The 15,069-nt window shown below is 69.9% G+C and carries 13 protein-coding genes; 7 read left to right on the plus strand and 6 right to left on the minus strand.

Going from position 1 to position 15,069, the window contains the following annotated elements:
* The first annotated feature begins 1 nt into the window (after window position 1).
* The 6 genes from ABNQ39_RS34710 (at window position 2) to ABNQ39_RS34735 (ending at window position 7,285) form a co-directional block, all read left to right on the plus strand.
* Complete coding sequence (locus ABNQ39_RS34710; protein ID WP_098734811.1) at window positions 2–454, plus strand: chemotaxis protein CheW; 453 nt, start codon at window positions 2–4, stop codon at window positions 452–454.
* Window positions 455–544: 90 nt separating this feature from the next.
* Window positions 545–2,773: a HAMP domain-containing methyl-accepting chemotaxis protein gene (locus ABNQ39_RS34715; RefSeq protein WP_376967090.1), complete on the plus strand. Its 2,229-nt coding sequence runs from the start codon at window positions 545–547 to the stop codon at window positions 2,771–2,773.
* Between the two features lie 81 nt (window positions 2,774–2,854).
* Window positions 2,855–3,385, plus strand: coding sequence for a chemotaxis protein CheW (locus ABNQ39_RS34720; RefSeq protein ID WP_376967092.1), 531 nt, complete (start codon window positions 2,855–2,857; stop codon window positions 3,383–3,385).
* Window positions 3,382–4,269, plus strand: a complete 888-nt coding sequence (locus ABNQ39_RS34725) for a CheR family methyltransferase (RefSeq protein WP_376967094.1) — start codon at window positions 3,382–3,384, stop codon at window positions 4,267–4,269. The genes ABNQ39_RS34720 and ABNQ39_RS34725 overlap by 4 nt, the downstream gene beginning before the upstream one ends.
* 3 nt (window positions 4,270–4,272) lie before the next feature.
* Window positions 4,273–5,397 (plus strand): protein-glutamate methylesterase/protein-glutamine glutaminase, encoded by a 1,125-nt coding sequence (locus ABNQ39_RS34730; RefSeq protein ID WP_376967096.1) that lies wholly within the window; start codon window positions 4,273–4,275, stop codon window positions 5,395–5,397.
* A gap of 46 nt (window positions 5,398–5,443) precedes the next feature.
* Window positions 5,444–7,285: a methyl-accepting chemotaxis protein gene (locus ABNQ39_RS34735; protein ID WP_376967098.1), complete on the plus strand. Its 1,842-nt coding sequence runs from the start codon at window positions 5,444–5,446 to the stop codon at window positions 7,283–7,285.
* Between the two features lie 48 nt (window positions 7,286–7,333).
* Here ABNQ39_RS34735 and ABNQ39_RS34740 read toward each other — a convergent pair whose 3' ends face one another.
* The 6 genes from ABNQ39_RS34740 to ABNQ39_RS34765 all read right to left on the minus strand — a co-directional run bounded on the left by ABNQ39_RS34740 (window position 7,334) and on the right by ABNQ39_RS34765 (window position 13,829).
* Window positions 7,334–8,482 carry an acyl-CoA dehydrogenase family protein gene (locus ABNQ39_RS34740; RefSeq protein WP_376967100.1) on the minus strand — a complete coding sequence of 383 codons (1,149 nt, stop codon included), beginning with the start codon at window positions 8,480–8,482 and terminating at the stop codon, window positions 7,334–7,336.
* A gap of 32 nt (window positions 8,483–8,514) precedes the next feature.
* Window positions 8,515–9,615, minus strand: coding sequence for an acyl-CoA dehydrogenase family protein (locus ABNQ39_RS34745; protein WP_376967102.1), 1,101 nt, complete (start codon window positions 9,613–9,615; stop codon window positions 8,515–8,517).
* Window positions 9,616–9,621: 6 nt separating this feature from the next.
* Window positions 9,622–10,791, minus strand: a complete 1,170-nt coding sequence (locus tag ABNQ39_RS34750; RefSeq protein WP_376967104.1) for an acyl-CoA dehydrogenase family protein — start codon at window positions 10,789–10,791, stop codon at window positions 9,622–9,624.
* Window positions 10,792–10,817: 26 nt separating this feature from the next.
* A complete protein-coding gene (locus ABNQ39_RS34755; RefSeq protein WP_376967106.1) occupies window positions 10,818–12,035 on the minus strand; it encodes a thiolase family protein in 1,218 nt (405 codons plus the stop codon).
* Between the two features lie 2 nt (window positions 12,036–12,037).
* Window positions 12,038–12,946: a 3-hydroxyacyl-CoA dehydrogenase gene (locus ABNQ39_RS34760; protein WP_376967108.1), complete on the minus strand. Its 909-nt coding sequence runs from the start codon at window positions 12,944–12,946 to the stop codon at window positions 12,038–12,040.
* A 76-nt stretch (window positions 12,947–13,022) separates the two neighbouring features.
* Window positions 13,023–13,829, minus strand: a complete 807-nt coding sequence (locus ABNQ39_RS34765; RefSeq protein ID WP_376967110.1) for an enoyl-CoA hydratase/isomerase family protein — start codon at window positions 13,827–13,829, stop codon at window positions 13,023–13,025.
* Between the two features lie 257 nt (window positions 13,830–14,086).
* On the opposite strand from ABNQ39_RS34765, the gene ABNQ39_RS34770 reads away from it, so the two are divergent.
* Complete coding sequence (locus ABNQ39_RS34770) at window positions 14,087–15,040, plus strand: IclR family transcriptional regulator (protein WP_376967112.1); 954 nt, start codon at window positions 14,087–14,089, stop codon at window positions 15,038–15,040.
* Window positions 15,041–15,069 lie beyond the last annotated feature (29 nt).

Genomic DNA, 15,069 nt, shown 5'->3' on the forward strand with positions numbered 1-15,069 from the left:
CATGGCCGTCACCGGGACAGAGACCTTCGAAGCGCTGACCCTGGGGCTGGGCGGCGAGATCTTCGCCATCGACGCCAATTCGGTCCACGAGATCCTCGACATCGTTCCCCAGACCGAGGTTCCGGGCGCGCCGCCGCTGGTCGGCCACCTGATCAACGTGCGGGGCAAGGTGGTGCCGCTCGCCGACCTGCGCATCCGCTTCGGCATGGAGCGCACGCCGCCGACCATCGACACCCGCATCGTCGTCGTCGAAATCCTGCTGGATGACGAACCGACGGTGGTCGGGCTGCTGGCCGACAAGGTCCACGAGGTGACCGGCATCGCCGGCGCCTCCATCGAGGACACGCCCGACATCGGCATGCGCTGGAACCCCGACCTGATCAAGGGGATCGGCAAGCGCGGCGACGACTTCATCGTCATTCCCGACATCGTCCGGATCTTCACGACCCACTGACTCGACCGAAACCCGGTCAACGGAAACCAGACGAACCAGCGCCGTCCCATCGACCGGGAGCGGTTCAGGCCTGGGGAGCAAGGAGCGACCATGCGCATCTCCATCAAAGCGAAAATCGTCGCGGCATTCGGCACGGTCATCCTGCTGTCCGCCGCCACCGCCGGCATCGCCCTGAACGGGCTGTCGGACCTGAACCAGAAGATCGAGGAACTGGTCAACGTCTCGGCCCAGCGCATCGACATCGCGCGTCAGATGCCGACGACGGTCTATCTGATCCAGCGCGAGGAGAAGAACTTCCTGCTGTCGAACAGCGAGGAGGATATCGACCGCTTCGACAAGGCGATCCTGGCGCGCCGGGAGGAGTTCAAGGGCATTCTGGAGCAGTACCGGCGCGTTGCCGATACCGAGGCCCAGCGCAAGCTGACCCAGATCGAAGCCGTGATGGCGGAGTTCACCACCGCCCAGGACAAGGTGCGGTCCGTGGGCCGCATCCACTCCAACGGCAAGGGCGCCGAGCTGCTGACCGGCACCGCCAACGAAACGGTCAATACTGCACAGGAGGCCCTGCGCCCGCTGCTCGACCGGGTGGAAAACGGCTCGCAGGCCAGCGCCGAGCAGATCGCCATCGCCCATCTGGTCCGGCGGATGACGACGGACTGGATGGCCGCCCGCGTGGTCGTCCGCAATGCGCTTCTGGTGTCCGACGACGCCTCGACGGAAGCCGCGCTGAAGTCGTTGCCCGATCTGTTGAAGCGTGTTGCCCAGCAGCAGGAGCAGATCCGTGCCCGCCTGACCGCCGACGACGACATCCGGGTGTTCGCTGGCTTCCTTGAGCGCTATCAGGCCTATCTGCGCCTGACCGACGACGTCGTGGCCCTCGCCCGCAAGAACACCGAGGTGAAGGCGCTGGCGCTGTCCATCGGCGAGGTGCGGACCGCCGCCGCGAAGCTGGCGACGATCGCCAACGATCTCGTCGCCGACGCCGAGAAGGGCATGACCCAGGACCGGCAGGCGGCGGAGGCCACCTACGCCCAGATCCGCGCGATCACCATCGGCGCCGTCGCCATCGCCCTGCTGATCGCCATCGCTGCCGGCGCCTACATCGCCATTTCCATCGCCCGCGGCCTCAACAAGGCGGTCGGTCTGGCCGATGCGGTCGCCATCGGCGATCTCGGCCAGAAGGTAGAGGTGACGACCGACGACGAGATCAAGGATCTGGTCACGGCGCTGAACAGCATGACCGCCAACCTGCGGGCGACCGCCGAGGTCGCCGACGAGATTTCCCGTGGCAACCTGACCATCCAGGCCCGTCCGCTCTCCGACAAGGACACGCTGGGTCTGGCGCTGGAAACCATGCTGGAGAAGCTGCGCGGTGTGGTGACCGACGCGCTGTCCGCCTCCGACAATGTCGCCGCGGGCAGCCAGGAGCTGTCGGCCAGTTCCGAACAGCTGTCGCAGGGCTCGACCGAGCAGGCGTCCGCCGCCGAGGAGGCCTCGGCCTCGATGGAGGAGATGGCCGCCAACATCAAGCAGAACGCCGAGAACGCCACCCAGACGGAGAAGATCGCCCGCCAGTCGTCCAAGGACGCCCAGGCGTCGGGCGAGGCGGTCAACAAGGCGGTGCAGGCGATGCAGACCATCGCCGAGAAGATCAGCATCGTGCAGGAGATCGCCCGCCAGACCGACCTCTTGGCGCTGAACGCCGCGGTGGAGGCGGCGCGGGCCGGCGAGCATGGCCGCGGCTTCGCCGTGGTCGCCTCGGAGGTGCGCAAGCTGGCCGAGCGCAGCCAGGGGGCGGCGGCGGAGATCAGCTCGCTGTCGGCGGAATCGACCAAGATCGCCCAGGAGGCCGGGCAGATGCTGGGCCGGCTGGTGCCCGACATCCGCAAGACCGCCGAACTGGTCGAGGAGATCAGCGCCGCCTGCCGCGAGCAGGACATCGGCGCCGAGCAGATCAACCAGGCGATCCAGCAGCTCGACAAGGTGACGCAGCAGAACTCCAGCGCGTCGGAACAGATGGCCGCGACCTCGGAAGAGCTGTCGTCGATGGCGACGCAGCTTCAGGACACCATCTCCTACTTCACGGTGGAGGAGAAGGCCGCCGCCCGCTCCGCCGCCCGCAGCCCGGTCGCCGTGGCCGCTCAGGCCCGGCCGGCGCAGGCTCAGTCCCCGGTTCCCGCCGCCCGCCGTCCGTCGACGGCGGTCACCATGACGCACAAGCCGGCGGCGAAGCTGAACGGCAGGGACCGCGGCGTGAAGATCGCGCTGGAGGGCGGCAGCGGCCCCGACGCGCTCGACGCCCGCTACACCGCGTTCTGATTGGCGGGCCGTCTTGACGCCCAAGGGGATGGTGCTTGCAGCGCCATCCCGCCGTTCCGTCCCCCGAACCGGAAGCCGCAGATGACCAGCGCGACCGCGCCCCGCGAACCGGCGCAATATGTGACGATCGGCATCGATCGCGAAGTGTTCGCCATAGAGGTCGCCATCGTGCGCGAGATCCTCGATCTCCAGCCGATCACTCGCCTGCCGCACGCGCCGCCCTTCCTGGTCGGCATGATCGACGTGCGGGGGCAGGGGGTGCCCACCGTCGATCTGCGGGTCAAGCTGGGCCTGCCGGCGGCACAGCCCACCGCCAACACCCGGATCGTCGTGCTCGACGTGCCGCAGCGCGGGCAGTCGATCACCGTCGGCGTCATCGCCGACCGGGTGTTCGAGGTCACCTCGCTCGACGAGCGCGGGCTGGAGACGCCGCCCCAGGTCGGCGGGCGCTGGCGCTCGGACTGCATCCAGGCCATCGGCCGCTCCAACGGCAATTTCGTCATCGTCTTCGACATCGCCCGGCTGTTCGCCGAGGACGACGTGGCCCTGCTCGACATGGCCGATGGCATGGTGAACGGTATGGCGGGCCTGATGGCGGACGGGGTGTCATGATCGATCCCGACGATCCGCAGCCAGAGGAAGGATCGCGGCGGCCGTCCTCCGACACCTTGTCGGAGCGGGACTTCGCCCGGCTCGCCGTCATCATCGAGCGCCATGCCGGCATCCGGATGCCGCCCAGCAAGCGGACCATGGTGGAAGGCCGCCTGCGCCGCCGCCTGCGGGCGCTCGGCCTGCCGGACATGAACGCCTATTGCCGCCATGTGCTGGACGAAGGCGGTCTGGACGGCGAGATGGTCGACCTGATCGATGCCGTCACCACCAACAAGACCGACTTCTTCCGCGAGATCGAGCATTTCCGCTATCTGATGGGCACCGCCATTCCGGCCCTGTCCCGTCTTCCCCACCGGCCCGGCCAGGACCGCCCGCTCAAGATCTGGAGCGCGGCCTGTTCGACCGGGGCGGAGCCCTACACGGTGGCGATGCTGCTGCTCGATTGCGCGAGCACCGGAACGCCGATCCGCCACGAGATCGTCGGCACCGACATCTGCACGGAGGCGCTGGCCGCCGCGAAGAGCGGCGTCTACCCGCTCGACATGGCAAAGATGGTGCCCGCCCCCTTCGCGTCACGCTATCTGATGCGGTCGCGCGACGACGGCAATCCGACGGTCCGGCTGGTGCCGCCGGTCCGCCAGTCGGTCCGCTTCGGCCATCTCAACGTGATGGATCCGGTCTATCCGATGGCGACCGACATGGATGTCGTCTTCTTCCGCAACATCCTGATCTATTTCGACAAGAAGACGCAGCAGAGGGTGCTGGAGAAGCTGTGCGGCCATCTGCGGCCCGGCGGCTACCTGTTCGTCGGCCACAGCGAAACCATCGCCAACATGGACCTGCCCGTGAAACAGGTGGGTTCCGCCATTTTCGTCCGGAGCTGAACGATGGGCCAGAAGATCCGCGTGCTGATCGTCGACGATTCCGCGACCGTCCGCCAGACCCTGGCCGGCATCCTGTCGTCCGATCCGCAGATCGAGGTGATGGGGACGGCCGCCGATCCCTATGCCGCTGTCCGCCGCATCGCGGAGGAGGCGCCGGACGTCATCACGCTCGACGTCGAGATGCCGCGCATGGACGGCATCACCTTCCTGCGCAAGCTGATGAGCCAGCACCCGATCCCGGTGGTGATGTGCTCCTCGCTGGTCGAGGATGGCAGCGAGACGCTGATGCAGGCGCTGGAGGCCGGGGCCGTCGACGTCATCCTGAAGCCGCGGATCGACACCCGCCAGAGCCTGCTCGACGCCCAGGTCCGCATTTGCGACACGGTGAAGGCGGCGGCCCGCGCCCGCCCGCGCCCCTCCGCCCGCCCGGCATCCGCCTCCGCCATGTCCCCCGCCACTCCACACGCCACTCCCCTCGGCCGCACCCGTGCCCCGGAACCGAAGCTGAGCGCCGACGTGATGATGCCGGCCCCCAGCGGCGGCGCGATGGCCCGCACCACCGAGCGCGTCATCTGCATCGGCGCGTCCACCGGCGGCACCGAAGCCCTGCGCGAGGTGCTGGAGGCGCTGCCTGCCGACAGTCCCGGCATCGTCATCGTCCAGCATATGCCGGAGAGCTTCACCGCCGCCTTCGCCCGCCGGCTCGACAGCCTGTGCGAGATGACGGTGCGCGAGGCGCGCGACGGCGACACGGTGCTGCGCGGGCAGGTGCTGATCGCGCCGGGCAACCGCCATATGCTGCTGCAACGCAGCGGCGCCCGGTATCTGGTGGCGGTGAAGGAGGGGCCGCTGGTGTCGCGGCACCGGCCGTCGGTCGATGTGCTGTTCCGGTCGGCCGCCCATTGCGCCGGCGGCAATGCCGTCGGCGTCATCATGACGGGAATGGGGGACGACGGCGCCACCGGGATGCGCGAGATGCAGCAGGCCGGCGCCTTCACCGTCGCCCAGGACGAGGAGAGCTGCGTCGTCTTCGGCATGCCGAAGGAGGCCATCGCGCGGGGCGGGGTGGACAAGGTGGTGGGACTTTCGTCGATCCCGCGCGAGATCCTGCGCCATGACCGCTCGTGACGTCATCCGCTTCCCCTGACGCATCCGTTTGGAAAAGGCTTCCGGCATGTACAGCACCGTTGACGAAGCGGCCTTCGGGGGTCCGGACGCCGGACTGATCCGCTCGCTGAGCGCCGAACTGCGCGCCGCATCGGCGCCCATCGAGACGACCTTCCTGACGGTCGGCGAAACGCTGTCGCAGACGCTGGAGCGGATGACGGCGATCGCCGGCCGCTTCAGCGCCTTGTCCATGCTGATCGACAGCGAGGACGGTGCCGAGGCTTGCAAACGGCTGGGAACCGTCCGCAGCGTGACCGACGGTCTGGCGGGCAACCTCCGGCAAACGCTGACCGATCTGACCGATCTCGATGGGACGGGGGCCGACATGGCCGCCCTGCTCGCCACCCTGTCGAAGATCATCGGCGAGATCACCGCCCTGGCGATCAACGCGAAGGTCCAGTCGGTCCAGATCCGCACCGGCAGCGACGATTTCAGCGTGTTCAACCGGGAAATCGACCGGCTCCACCGTCTGGCCGAGGCGGCGACGACGCAGGCGATCGGGCGTCTCGCCGATCTGCGCACGACCATGTCCGCGGCAAAGGACGGCGCCGGTACGTTCGAGCGCGACAACCGCACCCGCCTCGACGATGTCGGCAGCCGTCTGCAAGCGAGCCTGGAGCGCTTGACGGCCTACCGCCACACCGCGCAGGCGGCATCAATGCGCTTCGTCGGCCGTGTCGAGGAGATCGGCCGGCGCATCGCCCGCTGCATCAGCGACCTTCAGGTCGGCGACTTCACCTGCCAGCGCTTGGCCCACATCGGCGTGGCCATGGATGTGCTGGCCCTGCTGGCGGACCCACCCCCGGAGTCCGCCCTGGCACGGGATCTGCGATGGCTCGCCGGGCTGGACCGCGGACACCGGCAGGATCTGTCGGCGGCGATCTGCACCCTCGAAATCCGCCAGTGCGTCGAGGCGTGCGCCGATTTCGCCAGTCAGGTGGCGTCGCTGAAGGACAATCTGGAAGCGCTTGCCCGCGATGCGGACAGCATCGCGCAGGAAGCGCGGGAGCTGTTCGGGTCGGGCGGCGACATCCCGGCCGCCGGCAGGCCGGCAGGCCGGTCCGTTCTGCACGATGTCGCGGGCGACGTCGACCGGGCGCTGGAGCTGCTGCATCGCTATCGCCGCTCCGACGACATCATCCGCGGGCAGGTGGGCGAAGTCTCGGGCGGTTTCGTCGCCATGGGACGGGATGTTCTCGCCATCCGCTCCATCGACACCGACATGCGGCTGATGGGGCTGAACACGACGCTGAAATGCGCGCGGCTTGGCGATGCGGGGCGGGCGCTGGGCGTGGTGGCGCAGGAGCTGCGCGCGTGCAGCCGCCGGACCGAGGACATGTCGAAGGCGATCACCGAGGCGATCCAGGCGGCCACCGACCGGGCGAACGGCCTGGACCGGCGGTCGGGCACCAACCATCGGGTGGCGATGGAGCTGGTGGATGCCATGACCGGCTCCATGGACTGCCTGAAGCGGCTGCACGCCGATCAGATGCGCTCGCTGTCGACCATGACCGGCGATTGCGCGGAGGCCTCCAAAGTGCTGACCGGCACGGTCGGCCGATTGGGCATGGAGCTTCGGCTCGGAGGATTCACCCAGCGCTTCGTCGACCGGATGCAGCCCTATGCCGGACGGGGGGACATCCATGCCCCCGGAATTTCCGACGACCTGAACCGGCTCTTCGCGTCGCTGTACACCGCGGAACGGGAGAGAAGCATCCATTCCGACCTTTTCGGCGGCCTGCAAGGCGGCCAGAAGCAAATCGGCCAAAAGCAACTCGGCCACGGGCAAATCGCCAAGGAGCAAACCGGCCAGGAACAGGGCGGTGAGATCGACGAGTTCTTTCTTTGAGAAACCGCCTTTGAGAAATTGGACCGGCTTGCGCCCAGTCACATCCGCTCAGCGCAGCCCCAGGCCGCGCGCGATGATGCCGCGCAGGATCTCGCGTGTGCCGCCGCGCAGGGAGAAGGCCGGCGCGTTCATCACCGTATGGGCCAGCACGGCCGAGAATTCGCGCGTGGAGTCGAGGTCGGGCTCGGCCTCGACCAGCTGGCGGGCGATCTCCGGGATCTCCTGCTCGAACAGGGCGCCGAGATCCTTTACCAACGATGCCTGTAAGGTCGGGTTCTCACCCTTGTCGAGCATGCCGGCGACCGAGCGCGACAGCCGGCGCAGCACGACCAGATGGCCGACCAGCCGGCCGACCGCGATTGCGGCATGTGCCGAGGGCGACGGCCCGAGCGCCCGCACCAGCTCGGTCAGCAGGGCCATGGAGGACAGGAAGCGCTCCGGTCCGCTGCGCTCGAAGGCCAGCTCGCCCATCACCTGATTCCAGCCGTCGCCGCGCTGGCCGATCAGCGCATCTTCGGGCAGCAGGACGTCCTCGAACACCACTTCGTTGAAATGGTGCGCGCCCGACAGGTCGAGGACGGGGCGGATGGTGATGCCGGGCGTGGAAAGATCGACCAGCAGCTGGCTGGTGCCGCCCTGGCGGTCCTCGGCGGCGCCGTCGGTGCGGCAGAACAGGATCATGTATTGGGCGCGGTGGGCGTAGGTCGTCCACAGCTTGGTGCCGTTGACGCGCCAGCCGCCGTCCACCGGTACGGCGCGGGTGCGGACGGCGGCGAGGTCGGAACCGGAATCGGGCTCGCTCATGCCGATGCAGAAGGTGCAGTCGCCCGATGCGATGCGCGGCAGGATGGCCTGGCGTTGCGCTTCCGTGCCGCTCTTCAGCAGCAGCGGGCCGCTCTGGCGGTCGGCGATCCAATGGGCGGCGACGGGCGCGCCGGCCGCCAGCATCTCCTCCAGCACGACATAGCGTTCCAGCGCGCTGCGCTCGTGCCCGCCATAGCGCTTGGGCCAGGTCATGGCGATCCAGCCGCGGGCGCCCATCTTCCGGCTGAACGCGCGGTCGAAGCCGTTCCAGGAGTCGGCGCGCAGGCGGGGCGGCCGGTCGGCCAGCTCTGTCTTCAGGAAATCGCGGACCTCCGCCCGCAACGCCTCGGTGGCGTCGCCGGCGGGCGGGGGCGGGAAGGCGATGCGGGGCATTGGTGTCTCTCTCCGGAGCGGGCGGCGCGGGATCAGGCGGCGGTGACGAGCGGCCAAAGACCGTCGGCGCCGGCCGCTGCGGCCTCCTGGCCGAGTTGCCGGGCCCAGAAGGCGTCGTTGCCGTACTCGTCGCGCCAGGACCACAGCCGGCGGGTCAGGGTGTGGAGGACATGTTCGTGGGTGAAGCCGATGGCGCCGTGCATCTGGTGGGCGATGGAACAGGCGATTCCCGCGGCCTCGCCGCACCGCATCTTCGCGGCGGCCACCGGCAGAATGCGCGATCCGCCCGCCGACAGTTCGGCGAAGGCCTCCGCGGCGCCGTCGGCGGCGGCCCCGGCGGCGGCGGCCTGTCCGGCGAGCACCGCCAGATTCTGCTGGACCGCCTGGAACTTGGCGAGGGGCCGGCCGAACTGCACGCGCTCGCCGACATACCGAACCGTCAGGTCCAGCACCCGCTCGACGGCTCCGGCCATGGCGAGGCCGCGCAGGGTGGCGCCCAAGCCGTGCAGGACGGCCCCATTCAACCCATCCGGCGCCGGAGCGACGCGGTCGTCGGCCAGCACGAGGCCGAAGCGCAGGCCGTCGCGCGGCTCGCCGGCGATGTTGCGGCCGGTCTCGGCGATCTCCCAGTCCCCGGCGTCGAGGCGGACGACATGCGTGCGGCCATCATGCTCGGCGAGCAGGGCGACGGCCGCCGCGTCGCGTCCCCAGGGAACCCGGTCCGCGGTCCCGGACAACTGCCAGCCGCCAGTGTCGCGGATCAGCGACGGCATGGCGCGTCCGGCCCTGGGCGCGGCGACGGGCGGCGCGATGGTCAGCGGTCCGGCCGGCACCTCCAGCCCGGCACCGGCCAGCATCCAGGCGGCCAGCATGCTGTCGGCCAGCGGCAGCGGGGCGGCGGCGGAGCCGGCGATGCGGACCAGCCCGAGCGCCTCGACGATGTCGAGGCCGAAACCGCCGGCCTCCTCAGGCACCAGGGCCAGCGGCAGGCCCATCTCCTCGACGGCGGCCCAGAGATCGGCGGGCCAGTGCCCCTCCTCGGCCAGCCGCAGGATGTCGGGCGTCAAGCGGCCGGCGAACAGGCGCCGGGCGGTGTCGGCCAAAATGTTGTCGGCCAAAATATGGTCGGTCATCGGCCGTCAGTCCTGCTGGTGGGTCTTGATGAGGTCGCGGGCGATCACGAGCTTCTGCACCTCCGACGCGCCCTCGTAGATGCGCATCGGCCGGACCTCGCGGTAGAGCTTCTCGACCACGCTGCCGCGCATGACGCCGGCGCCGCCGAAAAGCTGGACGGCGGCATCCACCACGCTGGCGGCGGCCTCGCTGCCGGTCAGCTTGGCCATCGAGACATCGCGCGTGCAGCGTCCGCCGGTCGTGTCCTTGGCCCAGGCGGCGCGGTAGACGCAGAGCGCCGCCTGCTCCAGCGTGGTCGCCATCTCCGCCAGCTTGGTCTGCACCCCGTCCATCTCGGCCATCGCCTTGCCGAACAGCCGGCGCCTGGTGACGCGGGCGAGGCTCTCGTCGAGCGCCCGGCGTCCGGCGCCGATCCCGGCCGCCCCGACCGAGGCGCGGAAAACGTCGAAGGTCGCCATCGCCACCTTGAAGCCCTGTCCGGGGGCGCCGACCAGACGGTCGGGGCCGACACGCACGGCGTCGAGACGCAGCGGGGCGGCCGGGTGGGGGGCCATGAAGTCGATCGGCGGGCCGGCGCTCAGCCCTGCGGCGTCGGCGTCGACCAGGAAGGCGGTCAGGCCGCGCGACCCCGGCGCTTCGCCGGTCCGGGCGATCACGAGGTAATGGTCGGCGAAGCCGGCGTTGGAGATGAAGGTCTTCTCGCCGCTGATGCGCCAGCCGTCGCCGTCGCGTTCCGCTGCCGTGGCGATGTTGGCGACGTCCGAACCGGTCTCCGGCTCGGTCAGCGCCAGCGCCGCGATGGCCTCGCCTGTCCGGGCGGCGGGCAGGTAGCGGCGGCACAGCCCGGCCGAGCCGGTCTGCCACAGGGCGGCGGTGCCGATGCCCTGCATGACGAAGACCGAGTCCGCGAGATCGCCGAAGCGGTAGGCCAGCACCTCGCGCGCCAGGCAGACGCTGCGCAGGTCGATGGCGGCGCTTCCCGCTTCCGCGCCGGGCGGGACGACGATGTCGAGCAGACCCTGGGCTCCCATGGCGCGGGCGAGGACGCGGCTGACGGCGCCGAGGTCGCGGCTGTCCTCGTCGATTTCCGGAAGCTCCATCTCCAGCAGCGTGCGCGCGAAGCTGCGGTGCCGGTCCTCGAAGAACGGGGTGTCCCAAAGCGGCCAGGGTTTCATGCGGCACTCCTGCACGGCAGCGGGACTCAGCCCAGCCGTTCGATGATGGTGGCGGTGCCGAGCCCGCCGGCGCAGCACATGGTCTGGAGGCCGAAGCGGGCGTCGCGCCGTTCCAGCTCGTGCAGAAGCGTGGTCATCAGCCGCGCGCCCGACGCGCCCAGCGGGTGGCCGAGCGCGATGGCGCCGCCATTGACGTTCAACCGCTCGGGATCGGCGTCGAACTCGCGCTGCCAGACCATCGGCACCGGGGCGAAGGCTTCGTTCACCTCGAACAGGTCGATGTCGCCCAGCGTCAGTCCGCTGCGGTCCAGCACCCGGCGGGTCGCCGGGATCGGGCCGGTCAGCATCAGGGTCGGATCGGCACCCAGGGTCGTCACCGCGCGGAAGCGGGCGCGCGCCTTCAGCCCATGCGCCTTGGCGACCTCCGCCGCCATCAGCAGCAGGGCCGAGGCACCGTCGGCGATCTGCGAGGAGTTACCGGCGGTGATCCGGCCATTCTCGCGGAAGCTGGTCTTCAGGGTGGACAGCTTCTCGCGGCTGGTGTCGCGGCGGATCGTCTCGTCCCTGGTCAGGGTGACGCCGCTTTCCGGCAGGTCGCGCTCGCGCCACGTCTCGACCGGCACCGGCACGATCTCGCGGTCGAACCAGCCGGCATCGGCCGCCGCGGCGGCCTTGCGGTGGCTGGCGATGGCGTAGTCGTCGATCTCGTCGCGGGTCAGGCCCCAGGCATCGGTGATGCGCTCCGCCGCCTCGCCCTGGGAGATCTGCGGATGGGCCTCCAGCAGTTTCCAGCCGAAGGGCTTGCCGTGGACGTCGCGGTTGCCGCCCATCGGCACCCGGCTCATGCTTTCGACGCCGCCGGCCGCCACCACGTCGTACTCGCCGGACGCGATGGAGCCGAGGGCGGCATGGACCGCCGCCTCCGCCGAACCGCATTTGCGGTCCACCGTCATGCCGGGAATGGACGCCGGCCAGCCGGCGCTCAGCAGGGCGGTGCGCGCCGGGTTGGTGGACTGCTCGCCGACCTGGGTGACGCAACCGAACACGACGTCGTCCACCAGTTCCGGCGAAATGCCGGCGCGGCGGACGAGTTCCTGGAGAACGACCGCCCCCAGATGGTCTGCCCGCACCGGGGCCAGCGCGCCGCGGAAACGGCCGATGGGGGTGCGGACGGCCTCGACGATGACGACATCGCGTGGGTTCAGGGGCCGCGCATTCAAGGCCCGTGCGTTCAGGGAAGGCATGGTCAGTTGCTCCCCAGCAAGCCGGAGCCGGGCACCTTTGCCCCGTTCTCGTACCGGTAGACGCCGTGGCCGGCCTTGCGGCCGGTGCGGCCCGACTTGACCATCTTGGCGATCAGCGGGCAGGGCCGGAACTTCTCGCCCAGCGACTGGTGGAGGTATTGCAGCACCGCCAGCCGGGTGTCCCAGCCGGTCATGTCGCCCAGTTCCAGCGGCCCCATCGGATGGCCGAGGCCGAGCCGCAGCGCGGTGTCGATGTCCTCGGCGCTGGCGACGCCGGATTCCAGCATGTACATCGCCTCGTTGCCGAGCATCGCCGACATGCGGCTGGTGGTGAAGCCGGGCGCCTCGTTGACGACGATGGAGGTTTTTCCAAGGGCGTCCGACCAGGCCTTCAGCCGTTCGACCACGCTGTCCTCGGTCGCCAGCCCGCGGATGATCTCGACCAGCTTCATCTTGTGGACGGGATTGAAGAAATGCATGCCCGCGACGCGCGCCGGCCGGGCCGAGGCCGCGGCGATCTCGGTGATGCTGAGCGCCGAGGTGTTGGTGGCGATGACCGCGTCCGCTGCCACCACCGCGTCGATGGTGCGGATGATGTCGATCTTGACGGCCAACTGCTCCGACGCGGTCTCCACCACCAGATCGGCTCCGGCGGCGGCGGCGGCGAGGTCGCTGGCCGGGGTGATCAGCGACAGCGTCCGCGCCGCCGTCTCCTCCGTCAGCTTGCCGAGACCGACCGCGTCGGAGACGATCTTGCGGATGTTGCCGAGCGCGTCGTCCAGCGCCGCGCCCTTCACGTCGAACAGCACGGTGGGATAGCCGCGCACGGCGAAAGCGTGGGCGATGCCGCGCCCCATGATGCCGGCGCCGACCACCGTGACCTTGGCGCCATCGGGAATGCTTGCGTTCATCGGTTGGTTCACCCTTGTCTTATCGCCCCGTCTTCCGGGGCGGTGTCTCAACGTCCCGTCTTCCCAGGGCGGCGTCTCAGCGCCCCGTGAAGACGGGGCGGCGCTTTTCGCGGAAGGCGGCTGCCGCTTCCATCCGGTCCTCGGTGGTCAGCAGCAGCGTGAAGAGGGTCTTTTCCAGGGCGATCCCGGCGTCCAGGTCGAGGTCGGCGCCGTTCATCACCGCTTCCTTGACATAGGCGGCGGCCGTGGGCGACTTGGCGGCGATGGCGTCGGCCAGGGCAAGCGCCTGCTCGTCCAGCGCCTGGCGCGCCAGTGCCAGACGCGAGACGACGCCGAGCCGCAGCGCCTCCTCCGCGCCGAAGCGCTCGCCGGTCAGCATCAGGTCGAGGGCACGGCCGGTGCCGATCAGACGCGGCAGCCGCTGGGTTCCCCCGGCGCCGGGAATGAGGCCGAGATTGACCTCCGGCAGGCCGAAGACGGCGTCGGCCGAGGCGATGCGGATGTCGCAGGCCAGCGCGATCTCGAAGCCGCCGCCCAGGCAGAAGCCATGGATGGCGGCGATCGCCGGCTTGGTCAGCGACGCCACCGCGTCGATGTAGGCGATCCCGGGGTCGACCCGGCGCGCGGAAACCGCGGAGTCGACCTGCCGGAATTCCTTGATGTCGGCGCCGACGCAGAAGCCGCGTTCCCCCGCCGCCCGGATCAGGACGGTGCGGATGGCGGGATCGGCTTCGAGATCGCGGCAGGCACTGGTGAGGCCGCGGCGCACCGCCATGTTGATGGCGTTCAGTGCATCCGGGCGGTTGAGCGTGACGATGCCGACGCCGTTGCGCCGTTCGACAAGGACGGCGTCGTCGCCGTGGGTGTCTTGGTCGGTGGGCATGGGGATTTCCCGGAAAACCGTGAGGGCCGGCGGGGAACCGCGCGCCGCCGCGGACTGCGGCCAGGAGGGGCAGCCAGGAAGGCGCTGCGTATCGCGGACTGTCCGTGCCGCCACCGTTACGCTATGCCGGGCGACGGCGGGGCGCAAGCGGTTTTTCTCCATAGAGAATTCTTTTCTGACGATATAAATTAATTCCGCCGATGCCGGCCGCGTTCCATAAGTCGGGTGCGGCGGTCGAAACGAGGGGGGAGCGGAACGTGCAGGCAAAGCCAGGCGGGACGGAGACGGCGGCGGACGCCGATGCCGGCGATGCACCGAAGGCGCCGCGCCCGCGCGGCCGTCCACCCAAGGACGCGGCCAAGCAGGCAGCCAGGGCGCAATCCGGGCCCTCCGCCAGGCTTGCGGACGGTGGGACGAAGGCGCAGGGCGGCGTCGATGCGGAGACGGCTGCCGACGCCGCCGGCAAGCCGGTCGGCGCGGTGCTGAACTGCATCCGGATCCTGAAGCTGCTGAGCCATGCCGCGGCACCGGTCAGCCTGACCCACATCGTGCAGGAGCTGGGGATGAACACCAGCACCGGCTTCAACATCCTGCGCACGCTGGTCCAGGAGGATTACGTCCGCTTCGACCCGCAGACCAAGGTCTACGCCATCGGGCTCGGCGTGATGGATCTGGTGCGCGGGGCGGCGACCGTCGCCAGCGACATCAACCTCGTGCGCCCGCTGATGGAGCGCGTCGCCCGCGACCATGGGGTGACGGTGACGCTGTGGCGGCGGATTTCGGCCGACCGCATGATGCTGGTGCTGGAGGCGCTCGGCACCGGCAACATGCGCATCAAGATGGATGTCGGGCAGCGGCTGCCGCTGACGATCGGCGCCGCCGGCCGCGCCATGGTGCCGCATGCCGGACTGACGGAGGCGGAGTTGCGCCGGCAGTTCGCCGCGTTGCGCTGGGACCGGCCGCTGTCCTTCGAGGCGTTCATGGCCGAGGTGGAGGAGACGGCGCGGCGCGGCTGGGCGCTCGACAATGGAAACTATGCGCTCGGCACCGCGTCTGTCGCCGTGCCGATCCTCAATCCGCAGGGGGGGCCGCTGATGGCCTGCACCGCCACCATGTTCCTCAGCCAGTTCGACGAGGCGCGGGCGGCGCGCATCGCCGGTGCCCTCGGCGAGGTCGCCCGCGCGCTGGCCCCGGCGCTGCCGCACCTTTAGAGTGCGATCGCTTCAGACGGAATCGTCTG

Origin of the sequence: Azospirillum sp. A26, assembly GCF_042604635.1 — a bacterium.
Taxonomy (GTDB): domain Bacteria; phylum Pseudomonadota; class Alphaproteobacteria; order Azospirillales; family Azospirillaceae; genus Azospirillum; species Azospirillum palustre.